We start from the raw sequence: 23,363 nt of genomic DNA, 5'->3' as shown, positions 1-23,363 counted from the left end.
CATCCATAACCCTTTATATACCAAGACTCTATAATCCAATATTTGAAATAGGACATCGTCTTGTGAAAATTGACTTTCACATAGTGATATAGCGGATTCAAAGCAAAACCAACCAATTATGTGTAAAAATCGCTCATCATCACCTTCTTTACAGAAACAAATAGATTCTAATTATTGCAGATGTAAAGATGGTTTTCACCGGTCTCCACGGTGTCAATATTTCCAAGTCCCAAGGTATTTACCGTACCACGGAATGTATTGGCCATCATGTTCTTTACCCCAGTAGTGTTCATCAAGCGTTTGGCTTGGGCTTCAACGGCACTCATGATCTGTCGTTCAAAATAGGTGGTAAGACCGGGTAAAAAAGCCTGTACGGGACCGTTTATGGTAAAATGCCCCTTCAATTCGGCCCCTGTGGCCTCAAAAGCAATGGAATTGTTGTGGACGATGGGCTTTAATTCAATGATAAGCTCCCGATTTCCCAACCAGTTGATATCAGGGGCGCGACTGTCCTCATATCGGTTTATACACCCTGGGCATTTTCCTTTTATCTCGCTACGATCCCCTTCAAAGGTGATCTTCAAATAAAACCTTCTGTTCTGTTCATCAAAGGTAGCAACAGCTTTGGTTGAGTTTACATCATTCATGAAGTATACCCAATCATGGGCTGGTTTTTTAACCTTGTAATCAGAGATTGACAGTCTTTGCGTTTGACCGTTAAAACGGATATACGAATCTTCCCTGTCCAATTTTACGCTGAGGGTATGGGCAAGGACCTTGGTAAGGATGGTATTGACACTGGCAGCCGCTAATGGCCTACAACCCTTCGTCTCCCTAATTTGTACCACTGCCGTTTGTGTATTGGCAGGAATTGCCCTTACCTCAGGGGTCTTCTTTACAGGCTTCTTAACCTTGGTGGTCGTAGCGGGTTTTTTGGGCACAAATTGGGCCTGAGCCAAACATGGACCAAGGAGCAGCATTTGTACAAAGAATATTTTTAGAGTTTTCATAATAAGCCCCTGTCCCAAGAAAGGAATACCTATCAGGGGTGAATAGGGTTTTTAATGGTTAATGTATGGCGATGATCCCCTTTCGTGGGAACCGTACCTTGATGATATTATTTTGAGAATGCCATTAACACAGTGGTACCCTGCAGTTTTCCATTGGCATTGTAATATTCGTTCTTTACCATTCCCACACCTTCGGCCAGCCAAGTTTTTTGAATTCCTTTTTGATTGGCCACCATCATTTTAACCTGTGAGGTCTGTGTAATGGCCACGCACTTAAATGTACCAGCAGGGGTGGTTATGGTTTCCATGCCGATTACCTTTCTATCGGTTATCCGGGTCTCCATGTTCATTTTCATGCCCCCCATGTCCATGGTAATGTTCACCGAAGCATCTGCTAGGGTCTGCTCAGGTGTTAGTGTATTGGGAATCTCAACATTGGTACCGGTAATCGTTGCTTCCCCGTTTTGAAACTGCTGCATCCTTGCAGAGTTCATCAACGATTTGAAGTCCATGGTCACAGTGGAACCGTCACATCCCATATCGAATTCGTTTGTCATTATGAGTTGTCCTTTCTTGTCAAACAGCTCTGAATTGACCGTTGCCGTTGTGGCCCCTCCAGTATGGGACACATTGTTCACGGTATACTTCATTTTGGCCTCTAACTTGCCCTTTCTGTCATAGGATTCAAATTCGGAGACAGTACCCTCACCAAAAGGGTAATATTTACTGCAATCGCCCTGCCCAAAAATGGTCAAAGCAAACAATAGCATTACTGTGGTAATCCAAGTTTTCATTTTTTCTGATTTTTTGATTTATACTATTTCAACCCTCTACCGGTCTATTTGGGCAAAACCAATAGTTCTACCCTACGATTTTTTTGCCGGTTTTCATCATTATCATTGGGAGCTATGGGTTGGGTATCTCCAAGGCCCCTTATTTCCCAGCTAAAATGGTCTGCCGATGCTGACATCAAACTTTTTAATAAGATACTTACGCTATTGGCCCGCTGTTCAGAAAGTTGTTTATTGGCTTGGGCACTGCCCACGTTGTCCGTGTGGCCCTCCACCACAATGGTTCCCTTGCCCATACCCTCTATCTGTGGAATCAGTTCCATAAGCAATGTTTCTGCTTCCGGTCTTAGGTCGTACTTCCCAAATTCAAACAATACAGAACTATCCAGATTCAACCGAAGCGCCCCGCCAATGGCTGCCACGGCATCCACATCCGCACCGGGAACGCCACTTCTGGTTTCCAAATCGGTCAGGCGGACGTAGGTAAAGGTTTCTCCTGGTCTTACAAAATCATGGATATCCACCATAGCCGTACCCCCCTCGATTTTGCCTACCTCAAGCCAATTACTTCCGTCTTTGGACAACTCCAGAACCGTAGGTTCTATGGCTCCGGCTTCAAATACATACAGGTCTGGGCCATTCACATCAGTAATGGCATTGTCCAAGAATTGCAACGTAAGCACTCCTTTCAATCCAATGCTGCACATTTCCGGCTTTGCTTGGTTAAGCCGGGCAAGTTCCACGGTCAAATCGGGTTCGTGTAGGGCCCCTTCTGGATATTGACCGCCATTTCCGGGGTCAAAATCAACCACCGCATCCGCAAAGGAACGCTTGCCCAAGGGCAGATATATTTGCTTGTTTCGGGTATCGGCATAAGTATTTCCAATTTCATCCGACGTCTCTGAGTACCATCCCGGATTAAGCTTGTAAAAGGCTTCACGGGCACTGGATGATTTTTTTAGGAACTTGTCCGCACTTCGTTTTTGCATTTCCTTGTTCTCGTTGATCAATGCCTTGAAGTTTGAAGATGTTTTCGGATCATCGAGTGCCATCTCCACTGCATTGCTATAAACAGGATCGGTAAGATTTTGGGCCTGCTTCTCATTCAGGATGCCAGATTGCTTTTCAATACTATTTAAGAGCTCTACTTCTTCAAGGTCAATGCCATAATGATCGGCCAATAGTTGTTTGGCCTCCTCCGGACTGGCATCCCTGAGATTTTGGTACAATCTTTTGTTCTCCACCCTTTTTTGTATGCTTCCACTGGAAATTTCCTTGAGGTCCTGCTCAAAAAAAGTACCGGCAAACGGATGATCCGGCCTCCCTGAACCAGCGGCTGCTGAACTTGTAATCTTGGGAAGGATGCCATTTAGTGTATTGAGGTCTTGTGGCTCCATTTCGGACATAGCCTCTAAAAGTTTTGAAAAGTCTACATCCACCGTGTTTTCTTCAATGGCGATGGCTTGGCTTAAGTTGGGATGCTGTTCCAAAAGGCTTTTTAAAGAGTCGATATCGGTTTGGATAAGCCTTTTTTTCTCAATGGAGACCGTTCCCATCATTTGGGAAAAGACCATGGCCGCACCTTCAATATCCACATCCCCTTTGAACATATCCTCTAGGTTCAAATCTGAAAGACCATCATCATTTTTTTTACTGTTGGTGATTTCAGCCTCTGATGCTCCTGTTCCCTTTTCATTGGATTGGGTGCCCTTTTTGTCCTGTTCTTGATCTTTACATGAAAAATTAAAGACCACCAAGACCATCGCTATGTAGATCCATCTTTCCATCACGGTATAATGCGTTTCATGTTTTTGCTGCAACCATCCGAGCTATCATCCTTGTAAGTATCTCCTTCAATCGTGATGGTCACTTTTTTCCAGGTCTCAGCACCTGTGGTACTACGCCATTTTACCGATCCTGTGTAAGTTCCCAAACCTTGTTTCACCACTTGATACCCTATTTCGTCTTGGGAGAAGTTGTATTTTTTAAGTCCGCCCAATTGGGTATAGCGACCATATATCTCGCCATTTTCTTCCTTGGTGAAGGTTACCACACGTCCATCGCATCCTTCCCAAGAACCAACAATGTCCGTGTTGATGTTGGAAATGCCCGTTCCCACAGATTGGGTTTTGCAGCCGGACCAAAGGGTTATGCAAAAGGCAAAAATCAGTATCGGCACAAAAGGTTTCATGGCTCAGTCTTTTCTTGCGTACTTCTCTTTCATGAATTCAAAATACATATAGCCAAAGCGATCGTACCAATCCTCCACGCCATATTTGGCCTCGCATACGTTGAGTTCCATCATGGCATCGGCTAGGTCCTGCAGCATTTCGGCATACTTGTTATCGTATGCTTTCTCAAGGTCTTCCACGGATTTTAGTATTTTGATGCGTTCGCCCTGCCAGGCCAAACCGGCCACACCGTGCACTCCAGAGGCATTGTCGCCAAATGCTATGGCCGCATTGGTGAACTTTTTAGTGCATTTATAGATGGTGGCCAAACGTTCAAAAAGATAGCGTCTCTCATTGAACTTCTGCCGAGCTTCCACAAAACAGCTCGCGCAGCCCTCGTCCTCATCCTCCAATATTTTACCATCTTCGCCCATTGAGATTTCGGTACAGATGGATGGAATACTAGGTGCGCCGGATGGGGGTGTGGAATTGATACAAGAACTCAATCCCGTATACGAGCTGTACAGGTTTTTAACCGTGGTCCATGTGGACCGTATATTGGAAAGGGTCTTATTTAGGTTTTCAATTCCCTTTTTCATACCGGCCCTTTCACTTTTGAGCACCTCCAATTCGGTTTTCAACATATCCTGATCATGCTCAAACTGGGTTTTCCAATTTTCAAATTGCTCCATGGTCATGACATTTCCTTCCCAATAGTTTTGGGCTTTTGTGCCAAGGGGAACCAAGAAGATGAAGAGCAATAGTATTGTAGTGTTCTTTCCCTTTTTACCCATTAATTTTCCAACAAGCACCCCAATGACCAGAAGTGCTACACCCAATGCAATGTAGAGCCAAGTACCACCGCCTTTGTCGCTGTTGTCATTTCCATCTGATGATATGGCCCCTGTACTTGTATTGACCTTTGCATCACCTCCTGATTTCATCTCACTCTGTTTGATTTTTCTAAAAGCGCTGCCCAGATAACTCTTTTCTTCAGGGCTTGCCAATACAGTAATATTGTAGAGTGAGTTGGTGGGATTGTCCGTCTCTATTTTGATACCGAACTTGCCCTCCGCCCGGAGTTGAAACCGGACCATTCCGTCCGGGGACGAGCCTGTACTTTTTTTGTTGTATTCATCGTTCCAAATGTCCTGGTTTAAACTGACCTCCAAAGGGCTTCCATCCAAGCTGGTGACCAAAACATCCAAAAACTGGAACATTGAATGTCCCGTCACGAAATGGTACATGGTGGAATCAGTCATACGATTGAAGAACACCATCCCTTTCTCCCCTTCATGCCCATCTCGGGTATCTTCCGAAAGCAATAATTCAATGGGCCTTATGGCTTTGTCCAAGGTGTAGGGTTGTGCAAATGCTTGAAGGCATCCCATGAAGATAAATCCGAACAACAATATGATCTTTGACTGTTTCATGATATTAGTTCTTGTATTTTTCGATTAAGTAATCAATTGCCTGAATACCTTTTTGTTCCAGATATTCGCTTTGGGTCTTGTCCACCTTGAACATGGTTCTATACCGGATTTGGATTCCATTGGCGTAGTTTGGATTTTGAAGGATGAAATAACCCTGATTGGGATGTTTCCAGATATAGTGATCGCCTGAATTGCTTATCCTTAGAAACTTTTTCTCATAGGAGCCCGACTGCCAGCTCGAGATTTCCGACTGTACATCGGACATAGGTTTTTGGAAGAATGTGAGGCCAAAAACGGATTGACTGCCATCCCTGAGCGTTAGATTGTAACTGCATAAATATCCTTGACCACTGGGACCATTGGAGGTCTCCTTCATGTCCGCAACGGTAATACCGTACAGGGTGGCCACTTCTTCAGCCGTTAACTTACATTGGGAGCTGGAGGCATAAAGGTTGGTGTAATCCCCATGTTGCTCAAGGTCAATTCCGTTTGTGTTTGCTTTACTCTTGGCGGTAGTCTCCACCTTTCCCTCCGAACTGGCCTCCCCTCTTTTTTTGTTTGACTGCCCGCAGGCCATCAAGAGCACTACTGCAAAAAAAATGATTGAAATCTTTTTGGTTTCCATACTGATTCTGATTGATTATTCCTTTTCCCTTACCAATGTCACCACAGCCCCACTCATATCATCTTTCATGACCAACCGGTTTTGGGTCTGTTCCATAATGGTCTGGGTGGTGGTTATCTTGGTTGTGCTCATCTCATCCTTTGCCTCGGCAGTAACTTTCATGATGTTGTCCTCCAACTCAAAAGTGCCTCCACTATCGGTAAGTAGATTACAGTCATTATCATAAAACTGGACATGATAGTTGTTGGCCGAATAGGTGATGTTGGATTTCTTGCCACAATCGTTCAGGTTTTCGTATCCGGGCACCCCTTCAAGGGATTCATAGTACCAAATACCCTCAAGGCCATCCCCCTCGTTATCTTCCTTTTTGTCCATCACACTTTTGGGAACGCCAAAAACGGTTTCAATGGCTTTTTCCGTACTCTCTTCAGCTTTTTGTTCCGCCTTGCGTTCCACGGTTCGTTCCACCCCACGTTCAGCACCTTCTTTGGCTTTTTTGCCCAACTTTTTAAGAAACTGCGCCTCGGTGTGCTGTAAAGGAATCAGCAATGTTCCTCCCAGAAGAATAAGCATGATTGTCTTTGTTTTCATGATTTCTTATTTTTTGTTGAAATGTATCTTCTTGATCAACTTGTGTTTGTTGATGATGTTCAGTTCATAATGGCCCTTCTCCAAATACTTTATGTTCAAATAGATCCTGGTATTGGGGAGATGGTCCATTTCCCCTCTATAGTGCAGGGGTTTGCCGTTGCGTGACTTCATTGTTCCAAAGCTATGGGATGCTTTTGGACAGCATCATGTAATTATGTAACAGATACCATGGGTATATGTAACATAGGGAACGCTCCCTTTAAAAGGGCATGCTATGGGATTAAGAAATAAGGGAAATCAGGTAGTCTTCCTAAAGTCGGATGGGGAAAGACCGTAAACATCCTTAAAGCATTTCGAGAAATAGGTGGCTTCGTTGAAACCTGAACTATAGGCCACCTCGGCAATACTGAGTTTAGGGTTTTTCAGAAGCTCCGCGGCTGCTTTCAATCGTTCGTTACGGACAAACTCTGTGGCGGAGACTCCCAATAGGGATTTTAGTTTTCTATGCAGTTGCATCCGGCTCAGGTTCATCCGCGAAGCAAAATCATCAGTGGTAAAATCGGGATTGGTCAATTCGGCATCCATAACGGTTTCCAATCGTTGTATAAATCTTTCATCAGCTGTATTGATGGCAATATCCACAGGTCTTAAAATGAGTTCTCGGCTATACCTTTCCTGTAGTTTTTTGCGTTCATGGAGAAGCTGATGAACCGTTGCCTTTACAATTTTGTGATTGAAGGGCTTGGTAAGATACCCATCGGCTTGGGTCAGTAAACCTTTCAATCTGGCTTCATCCCCTGCCTTGGCGGTGAGCAACACTATCGGAACAGAAGACGTGAGCTCATTTTCCTTTAGTGACTTTACCAATGCATACCCGTCCTTTTTGGGCATCATGATATCTGAAATTATCATATCAGGAATTTCCTTTTGGGCCAATTCAAAAGCTTCTTCCCCATTACTGGCTTCAAGTATGGTGAAATCTTCCTTGAAAATATCCTTGAGCACGGTCCGAATATCCGGATGATCGTCCGCAATGAGCAAAACGGGAACCTCATCACTTTCAATTTTAATGACCTGTTCCTGTTGATTGGAATGTGAATCATTGTTTTCCTCTATCAAAATGGCATCTTTCAAATCCTTTTTCAACGGCATTTCAACGGAGATCATCACTTTTCCATTATCCAAACCCGCATAGATGGAACCTTCACAAATAGTCACCAGATTCTTCACCAAGGCCAGCCCTATTCCAAAACCGACCGCAGTGCCATCCTTTTGGTAAAAGCGCTCAAAAAATTTAGGCAGGTCTTTCTCTTTCACTTGACCATTGTGGTTTTCAATTTCTAACTCAAGCCTTTCATTGTGTATCCTTGAAACAAAGGAAACAGGCCCACCTTCCCTATATTTAAAGGCATTGGAAAGTAAATTGACAACGATTTTCGCCAGAATATCCCTATCGAAGTAATGAGGCTCCTCTGAAACCTGTACATTAACTTCGAATGGGACCCCTTCTTCTTTGGCCCTAAACTGAAACGGCTCCAAAAGGGTATTTAAAAAAGAGGAAACATTCCCCTTTTTCAGGATGATCTTCAATTGGCCTCCCTCTATTTTTGAAAGCTCCAAAAGCTGGTCCACAAGTTCCAACATCCGATCGGCATTGTTGTCGATCAGGTCCAATTGTTTTTGGTTCGTTCCATCCGAAATGGACCTTAATTGCTGCACTGGACTCTTGATCAGGGTCAATGGGGTCCTAAATTCGTGTGAGACGTTGGCAAAGAAACGGGATTTGAGCGTGTCGAGTTCCTTTATCCTTTCGGCCGTCCTTAGCTTGTTCCTATATCCATAAAACAAAAGGCTCGCAATGGCCAAGAACAGCCCCAATAGTCCAATATATAGGATTTTTTGATTTTTCCTGCGTTGTTCAGAGAGTTTGTTCCGGGTAGAGAGCAGGCTTATCTCCTGCTCTTTTTTTTCGGTTTGGTATTTGGCTTCCAGTTCGTAGAACTTTTCGGCTTCCATCCTATCCGTAAGAATGGCTTCAAGGGAGTCTTTTTCCCTGAGCAAGGGAACGGCCTTTTCCAAAGCCCCATTTTCAATCAATACGTCAATATGGTTCTTTAAAACCTCTATCTGTATAGGGGAGAACTCCCGGTGCTTTATCAAATCATAAGCTTTGTCCGATTGGTCCAAAGCGGTCGTATTGTTTCCCAAGGCCAAGTTGTTGGTTGCCTTGGCCGAGAGTGTTTCGGCCAGACTGAGACTATCGCCCAATTCTGTATAAATGGTCTCGGCACTGTCCAAATAAACTATGGAGGATTGCAGACTATCCTGTTTCTGGAATCCGATTCCCAAGAACAGCGCGCTGCTTCCTTGGAAGTATTTCTCCCCAATATCCGTAAAGTACCCATATGTACTTTTCAAATGCCCTGTACCTTTCGATGGATCTCCCAAAACAACCTCGGTGATTCCCTTATTGAGCAACAGGTTCATCACATTAAAGGTATCTTTCTTCTTTCTGGCCATCTCCAGACCTGCATCAATGTACTCCAGTGAACTCCCATACTTTTTTAGTTCGCGGTAGCATTGCGCTATGTTGTTGTACACCTTGAACCTGTATACATCTGCAAGGGGATTATCCGGTTGTATGTTCTTTTCGACATTGATATAGTTCTCGATCGAGCGATTTAAAAAGCCTCTTTCGTAATCCAAAATGGCCAACAGGAAATAATTATCCTCTATTCCTGTTTTATCCTCGTCTTCCTCGACTTCTGCAATGAGGTTGGTAAGCACTTTCTCCGTCTCATCAAACATTTTGTTGCTCAGGTACTCCTGGGCAATCCATGCCCTGGATTTTCTATATAAAAAAGTATCCCCAGCTTTTTGGGCCAGTTCGGAAGCTTTCTCATAGTAAGCAATGGCATTTTTCAAGTCCCCACCAGATGCATGGTAATGCCCATAAAAAAAATGACCAAGCGCCAAGCATTCCAAACAATCCCCATCATTGTCCAGTGCCAGTACGCTTTCAATTTCAGTTTTTGCTTTTTGCCTATCGATGGTCAAGTAGATATCCACCATCTTTACCTTTATCCTTGCCTTTTCTTTGATATCTGTGGTGCCTTCATATACTTTGTTGAGCGAATCAAGTTTGGAATCGTACTGGGCAAAGACCAGAGCGGGTAAGAAAAATAATGTAGCTAATAACCTTTTCATCTCAAACTAAAGCTTAGGACAACCAATAGTACAATATTTTAACCGGGGGGCTGGATAGTGTGGTAACAACTAAAGTTACATAATTTAATCCATGTTCTATACTCCGGTAACCGTCATTTTATTCTCAAAAATGCGTTCTATATGTCCAATCTCACCAGAATAAAGGGTATTCTTGCGCATGGCGAAGTACAGGGTGTTCTCCAAGACATCAAATCCCTCCCATAGCAACTTTATATTTCCCTTGTACATTTCTTCCCTGCACAAGAAATCGGGAAGAACGGAAACCCCACTGGCATTTCTTAGGCACCGTACGATGGAAGTCTTGTTGGGAACGATATAGTTGCACTTAAAATCTGGATGCTTTTTAAAATTGGTCTGCCAAAACTTACGTAAATGCTCCATGTCCCCTGTGGTTCCATACCAAATCTGTTGTTTGAGCCAATGGAGCAGTTCTTTTTTATCCTTTCTTGGAAGTATTTCGTCAAAGGCGGACGTATCGGTATCCCTTCCGGCCACCAGTACGATCCTTTCCTTGGAAAATGCGCGGTAGTCAATGTTCTTTTCACTTCCCTTTTGAGAACTTATCACCAGGTCAAGGATACCCTTCTCCAAATCGGCAAGAGCCTCGGTATATTCCACAAACTTCACGACAATATCAAAAGGAAGGCTAGAGATATAGGGTTCCAAAGTATACTGGAAGGTTTCCATGCACATGCCCACATTGATCGTTGGTGTATTATTTAGGGCATTTTTCTTAAAACATTGTTCGGCATCCTCAAGTTTTGTGATAGCGTCCTTCACATGATTGTACAGCACCTTGCCCCTTTCCGTGGGTACCATTCTTCTGGAGGACCTATCAAAGAGCTTATAACCGGTATAGGTCTCCAAAGCCCCCAAGTGCAGGCTGACCCCAGGCTGTGAGACATACAGCGATTGGGCGGCACCAGTCAGGGTACCCGCCTCATAGATGGCGATAAATGTTCTGAACCATTCCAGATTGACCATAGCGAATCATTATAATATTTATACAAAGGTATGATTTATATTATTTTTATAATATTTCTATGCCCAATACTTTTGTACCAAACAAAATCATGATATGAAAAAAAGTTTGGTTGCATTGGCCCTTGGCGGATTGGGCATAGGGGTTGCGGAGTTTACCATAATGGGTATGCTGCCGGATGTCGCCCTAGATCTTGGCATCAACATTCCCGAGGCAGGCCATTTGATTTCGGCCTATGCCATTGGGGTGGTTATCGGGGCTCCGTTGTTTGTAACAGGTATGGCCAGAATGTCCCCCAATAGGACCTTGATGGCACTTATGGCACTCTTTACCATTTTCAACGCACTTTCCATTATAGCACCCTCTTATGGGTCATTGATGGTTTCCCGCTTCGTTTCGGGATTGCCTCATGGGGCCTTTTTTGGTGTTGGGGCGGTGGTGGCCAGCCAATTGGCCGATAAGGGAAAAGAAGCCCAGGCCGTGGCCTTTATGTTTTCAGGACTGACCATTGCCAATCTTCTGGGCGTACCCATCGGGACCTATATCGGTCATGCCTTCTCTTGGCGGTATACCTTTTTGTTGATTGCCCTAATCGGGGGACTAACCGTTTTGGTACTCCATCTCTGGGTCCCGAAAATGGCTTCCCGAAAACTTGTTGGAAGCCCATGGAGGGATTTCAGGATTTTCAAGGAACCCAACATCTGGTTCATGGTCCTAATCATTTCCATAGCGCCAGGGGCTCTTTTCGCATGGATCAGCTATATCGCTCCGTTAATGACCGAAGTATCGGGTATAGCCCCAAGTAATATGCCCTTCATCATGGTATTGGCGGGTCTTGGCATGGTGGTTGGCAACCTCGTCGGCGGTAAAATGTCCGATAAATTGGGGCCTTCCACCACGATCATTCTTGCCTTGGCATTCCAAGTAATCTGTATGCTCGTTATTTATTTTACGGCATCGCATACGGGCATGTCCATCCTTATGACATTTCTGACGGGAGCGGCCACCTTTGCAATCGTACCTCCACTACAGGTCCAACTCATCAACAGTGTTCAAAGTGACGCCAAAATGCTTGTCGCCTCCTTGGGCCCCTCATGCTTTAACATAGCCAATGCCCTTGGGGCCTTTCTGGGGGGTGTACCGATCGAGTTGGGTTATGGCTATACGTCCCCTGTATGGGTAGGTGCCATAATGGGCATCATCGGGGTCATTGTTTCCTTGTTGTTCATTCGAAGAAACAGAAAGATGGCCATGGCCAAATGTTAACACACATCATTTAAGCACTTTATAATGGAAGAAGAAAACAGACTATCCGAACCTCATATTCTGGGGAACCTTAGATTAAAAAACCGTATTGTAATGCCTCCAATGACACGCTCAAGGGCAGGAAAGGGAGATGTCCCCACAGAACTGATGGCCTCTTATTATGCGCAGCGGGCCAGTGCGGGACTGATCATCTCGGAAGGGACACAGATAAGCAGGCAGGGACAGGGATATGCATGGACCCCTGGGATTTACAGTAACGAACAGGTAGCAGGTTGGAAAAAAGTGACCGACGCCGTTCATCAAAACAAGGGTACCATATTTGCCCAATTGTGGCATGTAGGAAGGGTTTCCCATTTCTCTTTACAACCGGACCATCAAGCTCCCGTATCCTCTTCCGCACTGAGTGCAGAGGGGGTAAAGGTCTTTATAGACCCCAAAGGAAAAGGTCCTGAATCCGGTGTGGGGGAAATGGTGCAGCACTCACCTCCAAGGGCATTGACCACTTCGGAAATCAAAGCTGTGGTCACTGATTTTTTGCAGGCTGCCATAAATGCCATGAGGGCAGGTTTTGACGGAGTGGAACTCCATGGCGCCAATGGCTACCTGATCAATCAGTTTCTAGATTCTCAAGCGAACCTTCGGACCGATGCATATGGAGGTTCCTTGGAGAACCGTTTGCGTTTTCTCCAGGAAGTTACCGAAACCGTAACACAGGCCATCGGCGCCGACAGGGTCGGAGTGCGATTGGCACCCCTTACCACCCTGCAGGGAACGGTCGATGACTGTCCAGAGGAAACTTATTTGGCCGCTGCAAAGCTCTTGGACAACTTGGGAATTGCCTATATCCATATTGCGGAAGCAGATTGGGACGACGCCCCTAGCATGCCCATAGCGTTCAAACAACAATTGCGGGAAGCCTTTTCAGGAAGCCTTATCTACGCTGGTAAGTACGATAAGTACAAAGCGGAAAGAGCTATTAGGGAAGGATGGGCTGATATGATCGGGTTTGGAAGGCCCTTCATCGCAAATCCCGACCTACCATTTCGACTGGCCCATGGCCATCCACTGGCCGAAGGGGATGCAACCAAGTATTTTGGTGGCGGTGCCAAAGGATACACCGACTATCCAACGGTAGTACAGAACGGTCACATCAACCATAAAGAATCAAAAAAGTAACCTATGAGCCCAACACCAAACACATACCTAAGATGGGGTATTTTAACCCTTTTACTTGTTTTGTACAACCCTAACACCCTTTTGGGCCAGAACCTTCATGGTATGGACACTGAACGGCTTTCAAAGATCGATGGTCTTGTCGAAAGACATATCCAAGAGCAACATATCCCTGGAGCGGTGGCCTTGATCATTAGGGACGGAAAAACAGTTTTCAACAAAGCCTATGGTCATGCCGATAAAGAGAATGGAATCCCCATGAAAACCAATCACATTTTCAGGATTGCCTCCCAATCCAAAGCGATAACCAGTTTGGCCGTTATGATGCTTTGGGAAGAGGGAGAATTCCTTTTGGACGACCCGGTTTCCAGATACATTCCGGCATTCAAGGAGACAGGTGTCCTAGCAACTTTTAATGCTACCGATAGTACATTCACCACGGTCCCGGCACAAAGGGAGATTACCATTCGTGATCTGCTAAGACATACCTCGGGTATTGCCTATCCTGCCATATTCAGCGACCCCACAATGTGGGCCATTTATAAAAAGAACCATATCCCGAGCGGCATAGGAACCATGAACGGGACCCTAAAGGATAAGATGTCATTGTTGGGCAAAATGCCCTTGCAACATCAACCAGGAGAGGCCTTCACCTACGGCATTAACACTGACCTATTGGGCTACTTGGTGGAGTTATGGTCAGGTAGACCGTTTGATGTGTTTTTAAGAGAGCGCGTATTTGGTCCTCTGGAAATGGAGGATACCTATTTCCATGTACCCTCGGAGAAACACCATCGTGTGGTAGCTCTATATGAAAGTATTGAGGGTAGACTGAAAAAATTGGACCACCCCATATATGAAGGTGTGGAAGTGGATTTCCCTAAAAAAAAGGGCACCTATCTTTCGGGTGGGGCCGGTTTGAGCACGACGGTGTCCGATTATGCCAATTTCCTTTCCATGTTCCTGAATAAGGGCACCTATAAAAACAAGAGGATACTCGGTAGGATGACGGTAGAACTTATGTTAACCAATCAGTTGACGCCTGATATGGCCATATCCCCATATCCCCCTCAACCCGATGATTTTCAGTTCGGCCTGGGGTTTGCATTGGAAACCGAAAAAAATGATTATCTCTCCCCTTTTAGCACAGGTACCTTTAGTTGGGGCGGTGCTTTCAACACGCATTATTGGGCAGATCCCAAGGAGAAGTTGATAGGATTGTTGTTCACCCAAGAGTACTTGTCACCCTATTGGAGGATAGGCGATGAATTTGAAACATTGATCTATCAGGCTATAGATTAATGAGATAATAGGTCATAGTATACCACTCAGAATAGAAAAAAGTGAGTATGGTGAAATTACGAATATGTCACTACCCACTTTTATTTAAAGTAAAATACAAGAGGTTCAAATCCATGATCGATTTGAACCATAATACTTGATTCCTTTACTGACCGGCGCTATGAAGATATCCAATAAAAATAGGACACCTAACATTACGTTTTGGTGCGTTTTGAATTGATTTGGGGTTTTGCCCTAAAAACAAAAAACACTGTTAATCATATGATTGACAGTGTTTTGATTTTACTTAAATAAGTTAAGTCGGGGTGGCAGGATTCGAACCTGCGACCTCCTGCTCCCAAAGCAGGCGCGATAACCGGGCTACGCTACACCCCGAACATAATTTAATTCCAAATATCTTAGGAAAAAGCGGAGAGACTGGGACTCGAACCCAGGCAGCACTTACGCGCTGACAGATTAGCAATCTGCTCCGTTACCACTCCGGCACCTCTCCCAATACTTCTTATGAACTTGCACTTTAAAAATGCGGATGCAAATGTACCTTTTCATCCGAAAGAACGCAACTATTTTCCGTTTTTTTTAATTAGGAACTGATTTTATGAACCTTACTCCGGATACTCGACCCTTAGATGGTAGATATTGGTCAGTTTTTGCTTCAATACTTTCTTGACCATCTCAATTTCCTTTAGGGTGATATTGGCATTTAAAAACTGATTGGCCTGCATCTGCCCCTTCACAATTTTCTCCACAAACTCGTCTATGACCAAAAAAGTGGGGTTCTTTAAGCTTTTGGACGCGGCTTCAACTGCATCTGACATCATCAAGATCGCGGTTTCCTTCGAAAAGGGAATTGGGCCTGGATATCTGAAATCATTTTCATCAACCTCTGCTTCCAGTTCTTGTTGTTTCTTATAAAAATAGTACACCAATGTGGTACCATGATGGGTCCTAATAAAATCAATGATCCGATCCGGGAGATTATTCTTTCTCGCAATCTCTATTCCCTGAATCACGTGGTCTATTATAATCTTGGCACTCTCCCTTGGCGGTAGATCATCATGTGGATTTACATTGGTGACCTGATTCTCGGTAAAGAAGGTCGGTTTTTCCATTTTCCCAATATCATGGTACAGGGCTCCCACCCGAACCAACATGGCATTGGCCCCAATCTCATTTGCGGCGGCTTCGGCAAGGTTGGCCACCTGTAATGAATGATGGAACGTTCCCGGTGCCTTGTCCGATAGCTTCTTCAACAACTTGGAATTGGTATCTGAAAGTTCCAACAGGGATACATCGGATATCAACCCGAACAATTTCTCGAACATATAGATCAAAGGTTGGGCAAAAAGTGTCAAAAGTCCATTCAGAACAAATACCCCGAACAATATCCACTCAATGTTCTCTAGGTTTCCCTCATGGATGGCGTGGAAAGCAAAATAGCCTATAATGTATATCAAGGTAATCTGCCCTACCGAAATAAAGAGATTGGCCCGCTTATACAGTTCTGAGGCCGTTAAAATGGTAACAATACCCGCAATGATCTGTAGAAAAATATACTCAAAGCTGTTGGGTACCACAAAACCAAGGATCAATACGGTAAGCACATGGACGAAAAGCCCCAACCGGGCATCAAAAAAGTTCTTCAGTACCAAGGGTAGGATACACAGCGGAACCCCATACACATAACTCTCATTGTTCTTTACCATGAGTGTTGTGGCCAACACCATGAGCAATATGTTGAAAAAGATAAAGGTGACCTTATTGTTGTTTTTAAAAATTTCATTCCGATACCGCTTGAGAAAAAGAAACAGCATGATCAATACCAGTGCCACCAAAATGGTATAGCCCAACATGATGTAATAGTAATTGTTCCCTTGCCAAAGCTCGGATTCATATTCTTCCTTCAAAGAATTGAGAATCTTAAAGTTTTCAGCCTCTACCACTTCGCCCTTGGCAATGATCAATCTCCCCTCCGACACTTCCCCCCTTGTATAGGATATCTTGGATAGCTCTTGTTGCAGGGCGCTTTCCGTCAAGGTTTCATCATAGAAAAGATTGGGCTTTATATGGGATTGAACCGTATTTTCCAACCCTGCCTTATCCACCACATTGGAACGGGAAACATGTAACGACACCCGCCTTTTTGCTCCTTCCAAATCAATAAAATCATTGGGCGCCATGGGTATGGCCTCATTGTTCCGCACCAAAACAATGGTATTGGAACCCGGTTTATTTTCAAAAACACCTTTGGCATAAATGCTGTCGATTACCGCCATCCCTGTATTGAGCATGTTTCGTTGCTGCCGGGCAGAATACGCATTGGAAGTGGCCAACTGTTCCAGTTCCTTCTGTACATTGCTCTTTAGCGTAGCGACTATGGATGCATCAAAATTGTAATAGTCCGTTTTGGTATTGCGAATGGAGAGCTGTTCCTGGGCTATTTCATCTCCACTTTTTTGGATGGAAAAATCAATGGGAGCATATAAGTTTTCATACTGCCATGGCTTTCCTTTTTGAAACTCGTACTTGAATTTTCCGCCCTTAGGGAAAAAGAAAACGATGAGGGCTACAGATATCAGATAGAGAAAATACTTGTAGGCAAGTGATTGATGTTTATATACATTGTCTAAAGCTTTTCCCATATCGTATGCTGATATCCCAAAAATAGAAAATATATATTAAGGAGTATGGCACAATCACGTCTTACCCTTTGGATTTAATTTTAGTATTTTCGTAACCGTAAAAATGCACATATGAACAAAGTTGTCATCGTTTCAGCTGTTAGAACGCCCATAGGAAGTTTTATGGGAGCATTGTCCACCATACCGGCACCCAAATTGGGAGCTGTTGCCATTAAAGGGGCACTGGACAAAATCGGACTTTCTCCAGAAAAGGTCGAAGAAGTTTTAATGGGGAATGTAGTACAGGCCGGCACGGGTCAGGCTCCTGCCCGACAGGCCGCCATTTATGCCGGTATTCCCGACACGGTCCCATGTACAACGGTGAACAAAGTATGTGCATCTGGAATGAAAGCCATTATGCAAGGCGCCCAATCCATTGCATTGGGAGAAAACTCCATTGTAGTGGCGGGAGGCATGGAAAATATGAGCCTTATCCCACATTATGCCTATATGCGCAATGGGTTGAAATTTGGCCCCGCCACCCTGCTGGACGGAATGCAAAAAGATGGTTTGGTGGATGCCTATGATCAAAATGCCATGGGTGTCTGTGCCGATGCTTGTGCCGCAGAATATGAATTCAGTAGAGAGGACCAAGACGCCTTTGCCATACAATCCTACCAGCGTTCTGCAGAGGCGTGGAAAGCTGGAAAATTCAAAAATGAAGTAGTGCCCGTTGAAGTACCTCAACGTCGTGGAGAACCCATTGTGGTGAGCGAGGATGAAGAATACACCAATGTAAAAATCGATAAAATACCGGCATTGCGACCTGCCTTTACCAAAGAGGGCACGGTTACTGCTGCCAATGCCTCCACCATCAATGATGGAGCTGCCGCGGTGGTGCTGATGAGTGAGGATAAAGCAAAAGAGCTTGGATTGAAACCCTTGGCCTACATAAAAGGATATGCCGACGCGGCCCAAGAACCCAAATGGTTTACTACCGCACCTGCAAAAGCACTTCCCAAAGCATTGGACCGTGCAGGGGTATCTTTGGAGGACATCGACTTCTTTGAGTTCAACGAAGCCTTTTCTGTTGTGGGCCTTGCCAATATGAAGATTTTGGGACTACAGGATTCCAACGTGAATGTAAACGGTGGCGCGGTTTCTTTGGGACACCCATTGGGCTGTTCTGGTGCGCGGATTACCATAACGTTGCTCAATGTCCTTGAACAGAACAATGCCAAATTAGGTGCTGCCGCTATCTGCAATGGCGGTGGTGGTGCATCAGCCTTAATTTTGGAAAGAATTTAGCCATCCAATATCATCCGTAAATGCAATATGGAATTTGCCCACTGAGCATTGTGCCCATTAGAACACTTCCCGAGGATAGTTCCGAAATGACTTCCCAGCTCTTGTATGGAGAACATTTCAAGGTTTTGGAAAGTCGGAAAAAATGGAGCCGCATCAGGGTGGCGCATGACAAATGCGAAGGATGGGTTTCCAATCATCAATTTAAATTCATCACCGAGGAGGATTACGAACAGTTAGATCGTCCCGAAAACCAACAACTTTCCCCGGATATCGTTTCCCATGTCTGCAGCCAAGATGGTATGCTGCTCCCCATTGTTTTGGGTTCCATGGTTTCTTCATCAACATTTTTGGACCATACTTTTGAAGGCAGCTCTGTTACCGGTCATGCCCAAAAAAATGAACTGGTGGATGTGGCTTTTCTTTACCTAAAGGCCCCTTTTCTTTGGGGAGGCAAAACGCCTTTTGGTATAGACAGTGCAGGGTTCACCCAAATGGTCTATAAAATCAACGGGGTTGCCCTTTGCCGGGATGCGGAAGGACAATCCAAGCAAGGAGAGCCTTTAAGTTTTATTGAGGAAAGCGAACCGGGCGACCTTGCCTTTTTTGATAACAACGAAGGGGTCATAGACCATGTTGGCATTATTTTAAAGGACAATTACATTATCCATACCTACGGACATGTGCGAATTGACCGTTTGGACCACACGGGTATTTTCAATACCGAGGAAAAGTTGTATACCCATCAACTTAGGGTAATCAAGAAAATCATATGACAAAAAAAGGGACCAAAATGGTCCCTTTTTATTTATTCAAATTGGAGCGGTTTACTCTCCCAAAAGCTTTTTGATACGCATAAAGTTCTCGGTATCTCCCAAAGCTCCGTAAATGTTTTTCAATTGGGATAGGATACTTTGGTTATCAGGATTGGTCTTTACGGCATTTTCCAAAACCGTGGCACCTTCCTTAAACAAACTATCCTTCTTATCCTTCAACTCGTCGTATTTGGCAATATCGGCCTTTGAGCTTCCCAACGCATTCATTTCGTCGATAAGTCCGTTCCCCTCGTTCACATAGGTAGTGGAAAGGTTCAAAAGGGCATTGATATATCCTGGGTCGATGGCCAATGTCTTTTTGTAGGCATCCCGTGCATCTTCCAAGTTTCCTTGTTCCATATTGATCACTCCAATATTGTACAACAAGTCTGGGTTGTCTGGAGCCATTTCTGAGGCTTTTGCCATCAACTTCTTGAAATTTTCCTTATCTCCCATGGAGTAGTGAAGATTGGCCTCTCCCAAAACCAAGTTTACATCATCTGGGTTTTCTGCCCTAGCCTCGGAATATGCGGCAAGTGCTTTCTCATTATCTCCCAATTGTTGGTAGATCAAAGCGATATTTTTTACAATCTCTGGTTTTTTGGAAGGGCTTCTTTCCTCATTTGGATCTTTGTGCGTATTGGCCTTTACATATAGATCACGAGTTGCCTTATCCATAGTCTCCACTTCACCGGTCTCAATGTTTACCGCCGTATAGGTAACCCCGCTACCATCATAACCCATCTCTTTCAACTCATTGTAATAGTTCAATGCGTTGTCGTAGTCTTGACCGTTAACGGCACTACTGGCCGCATAATAAAGGTAAATGGTATCGGCTGGACTTAATTTGTAGCTCATGTACAATTTTTCCGCAGCTTCTTTAAACTTCTGGTTGTTGTTGTCCTCAACGGCAGCATTTACCAAATCACCTGTGATCTGTGCCAATTTCTGCTTCGCCACAGTGGTATATTTTTCCTTACCACTGGCCTCTTCAACTGAAATCACTTTGTTGTAGGCATCAATAGCGGGCTGAAATGCGGTTTCATCCCCTTTTTGGGCCAAATCGGAATACACATTTCCTTTTACGGCATAATACTGGGCCTGAAGTTTTTCATCAGCAGCATCAATCGTGGATGCAGCCGCTTCCAAAGCTGTCTTGGCCGCTGCGGCATCTCCGCCTTTCAGGGCTTTTTCCGCATCCTTGATCTCATTCTTTTGGGAGTAACCCATAACTGAAACCCCCATGGCAATTAGTATCAAAAATTTAGTCTTCATGTCAAAAATGTAATTATTTAGTGTTTATCGATTATTTATTTTCCTCGTTGTCATTATCAATAGCCGTGCCATCTTCCCCCTTGACCTCTATATCCATGATATTGGTTTCATCCAAGGGACCATCTTCTTTCATGACTTTGGCTACCGCAGCAATGGAGTCCGAATCCTTCAGGTTGATAAGACGCACACCTTGTGTTGCCCTTCCCATGACCCTAAGATCCTCGACACTCATTCGAATGGCAATTCCAGACTTGTTGATGATCATGAGATCATCCGTGTCCGAAACATTTTTAATGGCTACAAGCCCCCCGGTCTTATCGGTAATGGAGATTGTCTTGACCCCTTTACCACCTCTATTGGTAACCCTGTAATCCTCAAGAGAGGAACGTTTTCCGTATCCATTTTCAGAAACTACCAGAATATCGTCCTCAAAATTATGGACGGAGACCATTCCAATCACTTCATCATTGTCATCGGCCAAGGTAATACCTCGTACACCAGATGCGTTTCTTCCCATTGGGCGGGTCTTGCCTTCCTCGAATCGAATGGCTTTACCGGATTTCAACCCTAGGAATATCTGACTTGTCCCCGTAGTTAATTTAGCTTCAAGAAGCTCATCACCATCTTTTATGGTAATGGCATTGATTCCATTTTGACGAGGTCGTGAGTATTGCTCCAATGAGGTTTTCTTCACAGTTCCCTTCTTAGTGGCCATGATCACATAATGGCTGTTCACGTAATCTTCGTCCTTAAGGTCTTGGGTACAGATAAAGGCCTTTACCTTATCGTCCTGTTCTATATTGATCAAATTCTGGATAGCCCTACCTTTTGAGGTTCTAGATCCTTCCGGAATCTCAAAGACACGCATCCAGAAGCATTTTCCGTTTTGGGTAAAGAACAACATATACTGATGGTTGGTTCCCACAAATAGGTGCTCCAAAAAGTCTTCATTTCGGGTAGAGGACGCTTTCTGGCCAACACCTCCCCTATTTTGGGTCTTATATTCGGTGAGCGGTGTCCTCTTGATATAACCGGCATGTGAAATGGTAATGACCACTTGCTCATCGGGAATCATATCCTCAATGCTAAGGTCTCCCCCCGCAAAGTTGATTTCAGACCTTCTTTCGTCACCATATTTCTCCTTGACTTCAAGAAGCTCATCCTTGATGATCTGCATCCTGCGCTCTTTTTTGGCCAGAATGTCCTTCAAATCCTCAATGGTCTTCAACAGCTCGGCATGCTCATCACGCAATTTATCTTGCTCCAGACCGGTAAGTTGACGCAAACGCATCTCCACAATGGCCTTGGCTTGTATTTCAGTGAGTTTGAAACGCTCCATTAAACTGTTACGCGCTTCATCCACATTGGCAGAGCCTCGGATAATGGCAATTACCTCATCGATATTGTCCGATGCGATGATAAGTCCCTCCAAGATGTGGGCCCGATCTTCTGCTTTTTGCAGCTCGTACTTTGTACGGCGTACTACCACTTCGTGTCGGTGCTCCACAAAGTAATGTATGATTTCCTTAAGGTTCAACAACTGCGGTCTTCCATTGACCAAGGCAATGTTATTGACACTGAAGGAAGACTGCAATGCCGTATACTTGTACAGCATGTTCAGCACAATGTTGGGGATGGCATCCCGCTTAAGGATATAAACGATACGCATTCCCTTTCTATCCGATTCATCACGGATGGATGCGATGCCCTCAATTTTCTTTTCATTGACCAGATCGGCGGTCTTCTTGATCATGTCCGCCTTGTTCACCTGATAGGGAATCTCAGTGACAATGATACACTCCCTTCCTTGGACTTCCTCGAAAGAGGCCTTGGCCCTCATGACCACCCGACCTCTACCGGTATGGAATGCCTCCTTTACCCCATCATACCCATATATGATACCTCCAGTTGGAAAATCAGGGGCTTTGATGTGTGTTATAAGTTCATCGATTTCTATATCGCTGTTATCAATATAGGCCACGGTCCCGTCCACCACTTCAGAAAGGTTATGGGGTGGCATATTGGTGGCCATACCCACGGCAATACCGGAAGCCCCGTTCACCAAAAGATTGGGAACACGGGTGGGCAATACGGTTGGTTCTTGTAGTGAATCGTCAAAATTAAGCTGGTGATCAACGGTGTCCTTGTCAATATCGGCCAACATCTCATCTGCGATCTTGCGCATCCTTGCCTCGGTATAACGCATGGCCGCTGGACTATCACCGTCCACGGAACCAAAGTTACCCTGACCATCGATCAGCATGTACCTAAGACTCCACTCTTGGGCCATACGCACCATAGTATCATAAACCGAAGTATCCCCGTGCGGGTGATACTTACCCAAGACCTCCCCAACGATACGGGCCGATTTCTTGTGGGAACTGGTTGATCTAACTCCCAATTCATGCATTCCAAAAAGCACTCTTCTGTGAACTGGTTTGAGTCCATCACGAACATCTGGCAGGGCACGTGACACAATGACCGACATTGAATAATCAATGTAGGCAGATTTCATCTCATCCTCAATATTGATAGGAATTAACTTTTCTCCTTCCGCCATGCTAAAATCTTATAGTTTTTTTGTGGTTAAAATATCATGGCAATATACGGAAAATAGGCCCTTTCCAAACCATTGGATTCTACTTTATTAAAAAAATTATCAACAGTTATCCAAGTGCTCTTTTCTTTTGATAAAGCTTTGTTAAACTGTTAAAAAAAGACCTTTATTTCGACATTTACCACTAGTTTATCGATAATGGGTATGGTATTTGACCA

18 protein-coding genes and 2 tRNA genes are annotated in these 23,363 nt (G+C 44.4%); 5 read left to right on the top strand and 15 right to left on the bottom strand.

Annotated features, from left to right (window positions below; translation table 11 throughout):
- Positions 1–167: 167 nt before the first annotated feature.
- The 10 genes from ACPD8L_RS00655 to ACPD8L_RS00610 form a co-directional block, all read right to left on the bottom strand.
- A complete protein-coding gene (locus ACPD8L_RS00655; protein ID WP_423941180.1) occupies positions 168–1,010 on the bottom strand; it encodes a hypothetical protein in 843 nt (280 codons plus the stop codon).
- Between the two features lie 107 nt (positions 1,011–1,117).
- On the bottom strand, positions 1,118–1,804 hold the full coding sequence (locus ACPD8L_RS00650) for a TapB family protein (protein WP_423941179.1): 687 nt from the start codon (positions 1,802–1,804) through the stop codon (positions 1,118–1,120).
- Between the two features lie 44 nt (positions 1,805–1,848).
- On the bottom strand, positions 1,849–3,588 hold the full coding sequence (locus tag ACPD8L_RS00645) for an OmpA family protein (protein ID WP_423941176.1): 1,740 nt from the start codon (positions 3,586–3,588) through the stop codon (positions 1,849–1,851).
- Positions 3,588–3,992 carry a hypothetical protein gene (locus ACPD8L_RS00640; RefSeq protein WP_423941174.1) on the bottom strand — a complete coding sequence of 135 codons (405 nt, stop codon included), beginning with the start codon at positions 3,990–3,992 and terminating at the stop codon, positions 3,588–3,590. The genes ACPD8L_RS00645 and ACPD8L_RS00640 overlap by 1 nt, the downstream gene beginning before the upstream one ends.
- A 3-nt stretch (positions 3,993–3,995) precedes the next feature.
- On the bottom strand, positions 3,996–5,405 hold the full coding sequence (locus ACPD8L_RS00635) for a hypothetical protein (RefSeq protein WP_423941171.1): 1,410 nt from the start codon (positions 5,403–5,405) through the stop codon (positions 3,996–3,998).
- 4 nt (positions 5,406–5,409) lie between these two features.
- A complete protein-coding gene (locus ACPD8L_RS00630; RefSeq protein ID WP_423941168.1) occupies positions 5,410–6,030 on the bottom strand; it encodes a hypothetical protein in 621 nt (206 codons plus the stop codon).
- A 15-nt stretch (positions 6,031–6,045) separates the two neighbouring features.
- Positions 6,046–6,621, bottom strand: coding sequence for a lipocalin-like domain-containing protein (locus ACPD8L_RS00625; protein WP_421809084.1), 576 nt, complete (start codon positions 6,619–6,621; stop codon positions 6,046–6,048).
- Positions 6,622–6,627: 6 nt separating this feature from the next.
- A complete protein-coding gene (locus ACPD8L_RS00620; protein WP_156102226.1) occupies positions 6,628–6,792 on the bottom strand; it encodes a hypothetical protein in 165 nt (54 codons plus the stop codon).
- A gap of 126 nt (positions 6,793–6,918) precedes the next feature.
- Positions 6,919–9,828, bottom strand: a complete 2,910-nt coding sequence (locus tag ACPD8L_RS00615) for a hybrid sensor histidine kinase/response regulator transcription factor (protein ID WP_423941164.1) — start codon at positions 9,826–9,828, stop codon at positions 6,919–6,921.
- Between the two features lie 96 nt (positions 9,829–9,924).
- Positions 9,925–10,833, bottom strand: a complete 909-nt coding sequence (locus ACPD8L_RS00610) for a LysR family transcriptional regulator (RefSeq protein WP_116219210.1) — start codon at positions 10,831–10,833, stop codon at positions 9,925–9,927.
- 94 nt (positions 10,834–10,927) lie between these two features.
- Here ACPD8L_RS00610 and ACPD8L_RS00605 point away from each other — a divergent pair, with 94 nt between their 5' ends.
- Genes ACPD8L_RS00605 through ACPD8L_RS00595 form a run of 3 tightly spaced genes read left to right on the top strand, consistent with a single transcriptional unit; the run spans position 10,928 to position 14,572 of the window.
- A complete protein-coding gene (locus ACPD8L_RS00605; RefSeq protein ID WP_423941161.1) occupies positions 10,928–12,097 on the top strand; it encodes an MFS transporter in 1,170 nt (389 codons plus the stop codon).
- 24 nt (positions 12,098–12,121) lie between these two features.
- Positions 12,122–13,273, top strand: coding sequence for an alkene reductase (locus ACPD8L_RS00600; protein ID WP_423941159.1), 1,152 nt, complete (start codon positions 12,122–12,124; stop codon positions 13,271–13,273).
- A gap of 3 nt (positions 13,274–13,276) precedes the next feature.
- A complete protein-coding gene (locus tag ACPD8L_RS00595; RefSeq protein WP_423941156.1) occupies positions 13,277–14,572 on the top strand; it encodes a serine hydrolase domain-containing protein in 1,296 nt (431 codons plus the stop codon).
- A 300-nt stretch (positions 14,573–14,872) separates the two neighbouring features.
- Here the strand turns inward: ACPD8L_RS00595 and ACPD8L_RS00590 are convergent.
- From ACPD8L_RS00590 to ACPD8L_RS00580, 3 genes are all read right to left on the bottom strand, one after another.
- Positions 14,873–14,947, bottom strand: a tRNA-Pro gene (locus ACPD8L_RS00590).
- A 34-nt stretch (positions 14,948–14,981) separates the two neighbouring features.
- Positions 14,982–15,065: transfer RNA gene (locus tag ACPD8L_RS00585), tRNA-Ser, on the bottom strand.
- Positions 15,066–15,177: 112 nt separating this feature from the next.
- Complete coding sequence (locus ACPD8L_RS00580) at positions 15,178–17,214, bottom strand: HD family phosphohydrolase (protein ID WP_423941153.1); 2,037 nt, start codon at positions 17,212–17,214, stop codon at positions 15,178–15,180.
- Between the two features lie 111 nt (positions 17,215–17,325).
- On the opposite strand from ACPD8L_RS00580, the gene ACPD8L_RS00575 reads away from it, so the two are divergent.
- Together ACPD8L_RS00575 and ACPD8L_RS00570 are read left to right on the top strand one after the other, a co-directional pair.
- Positions 17,326–18,501 carry an acetyl-CoA C-acyltransferase gene (locus ACPD8L_RS00575; protein ID WP_423941150.1) on the top strand — a complete coding sequence of 392 codons (1,176 nt, stop codon included), beginning with the start codon at positions 17,326–17,328 and terminating at the stop codon, positions 18,499–18,501.
- A 20-nt stretch (positions 18,502–18,521) separates the two neighbouring features.
- Entirely contained in the window at positions 18,522–19,274 is a 753-nt protein-coding gene (locus ACPD8L_RS00570) for a C40 family peptidase (protein WP_423941147.1), read from the top strand.
- 51 nt (positions 19,275–19,325) lie between these two features.
- Here the strand turns inward: ACPD8L_RS00570 and ACPD8L_RS00565 are convergent, their stop codons facing one another.
- Positions 19,326–20,588 carry a tetratricopeptide repeat protein gene (locus ACPD8L_RS00565; protein WP_293299715.1) on the bottom strand — a complete coding sequence of 421 codons (1,263 nt, stop codon included), beginning with the start codon at positions 20,586–20,588 and terminating at the stop codon, positions 19,326–19,328.
- Positions 20,589–20,619: 31 nt separating this feature from the next.
- Positions 20,620–23,148, bottom strand: a complete 2,529-nt coding sequence (gyrA, locus tag ACPD8L_RS00560; protein WP_116219218.1) for a DNA gyrase subunit A — start codon at positions 23,146–23,148, stop codon at positions 20,620–20,622.
- Positions 23,149–23,363: the final 215 nt, after the last annotated feature.

The sequence above is a fragment of the Flagellimonas algicida genome (assembly GCF_049629585.1).
Classification (GTDB): domain Bacteria; phylum Bacteroidota; class Bacteroidia; order Flavobacteriales; family Flavobacteriaceae; genus Flagellimonas.
This window is presented reverse-complemented; position numbering and strand designations above follow the sequence as displayed.

Coding starts and splice junctions, on each gene's coding strand:
- ACPD8L_RS00640 (WP_423941174.1), bottom strand. CDS start 3,992: ATGAAACCTTTTGTGCCGATACTGATTTTTGCCTTTTGCATAACCCTT.
- ACPD8L_RS00605 (WP_423941161.1), top strand. CDS start 10,928: ATGAAAAAAAGTTTGGTTGCATTGGCCCTTGGCGGATTGGGCATAGGG.
- ACPD8L_RS00635 (WP_423941171.1), bottom strand. CDS start 5,405: ATGAAACAGTCAAAGATCATATTGTTGTTCGGATTTATCTTCATGGGA.
- ACPD8L_RS00600 (WP_423941159.1), top strand. CDS start 12,122: ATGGAAGAAGAAAACAGACTATCCGAACCTCATATTCTGGGGAACCTT.
- ACPD8L_RS00655 (WP_423941180.1), bottom strand. CDS start 1,010: ATGAAAACTCTAAAAATATTCTTTGTACAAATGCTGCTCCTTGGTCCA.
- gyrA (WP_116219218.1), bottom strand. CDS start 23,148: ATGGCGGAAGGAGAAAAGTTAATTCCTATCAATATTGAGGATGAGATG.
- ACPD8L_RS00620 (WP_156102226.1), bottom strand. CDS start 6,792: ATGAAGTCACGCAACGGCAAACCCCTGCACTATAGAGGGGAAATGGAC.
- ACPD8L_RS00580 (WP_423941153.1), bottom strand. CDS start 17,214: ATGGGAAAAGCTTTAGACAATGTATATAAACATCAATCACTTGCCTAC.
- ACPD8L_RS00625 (WP_421809084.1), bottom strand. CDS start 6,621: ATGAAAACAAAGACAATCATGCTTATTCTTCTGGGAGGAACATTGCTG.
- ACPD8L_RS00615 (WP_423941164.1), bottom strand. CDS start 9,828: ATGAAAAGGTTATTAGCTACATTATTTTTCTTACCCGCTCTGGTCTTT.
- ACPD8L_RS00595 (WP_423941156.1), top strand. CDS start 13,277: ATGAGCCCAACACCAAACACATACCTAAGATGGGGTATTTTAACCCTT.
- ACPD8L_RS00570 (WP_423941147.1), top strand. CDS start 18,522: ATGCAATATGGAATTTGCCCACTGAGCATTGTGCCCATTAGAACACTT.
- ACPD8L_RS00650 (WP_423941179.1), bottom strand. CDS start 1,804: ATGAAAACTTGGATTACCACAGTAATGCTATTGTTTGCTTTGACCATT.
- ACPD8L_RS00630 (WP_423941168.1), bottom strand. CDS start 6,030: ATGGAAACCAAAAAGATTTCAATCATTTTTTTTGCAGTAGTGCTCTTG.
- ACPD8L_RS00645 (WP_423941176.1), bottom strand. CDS start 3,588: ATGGAAAGATGGATCTACATAGCGATGGTCTTGGTGGTCTTTAATTTT.
- ACPD8L_RS00575 (WP_423941150.1), top strand. CDS start 17,326: ATGAACAAAGTTGTCATCGTTTCAGCTGTTAGAACGCCCATAGGAAGT.
- ACPD8L_RS00610 (WP_116219210.1), bottom strand. CDS start 10,833: ATGGTCAATCTGGAATGGTTCAGAACATTTATCGCCATCTATGAGGCG.
- ACPD8L_RS00565 (WP_293299715.1), bottom strand. CDS start 20,588: ATGAAGACTAAATTTTTGATACTAATTGCCATGGGGGTTTCAGTTATG.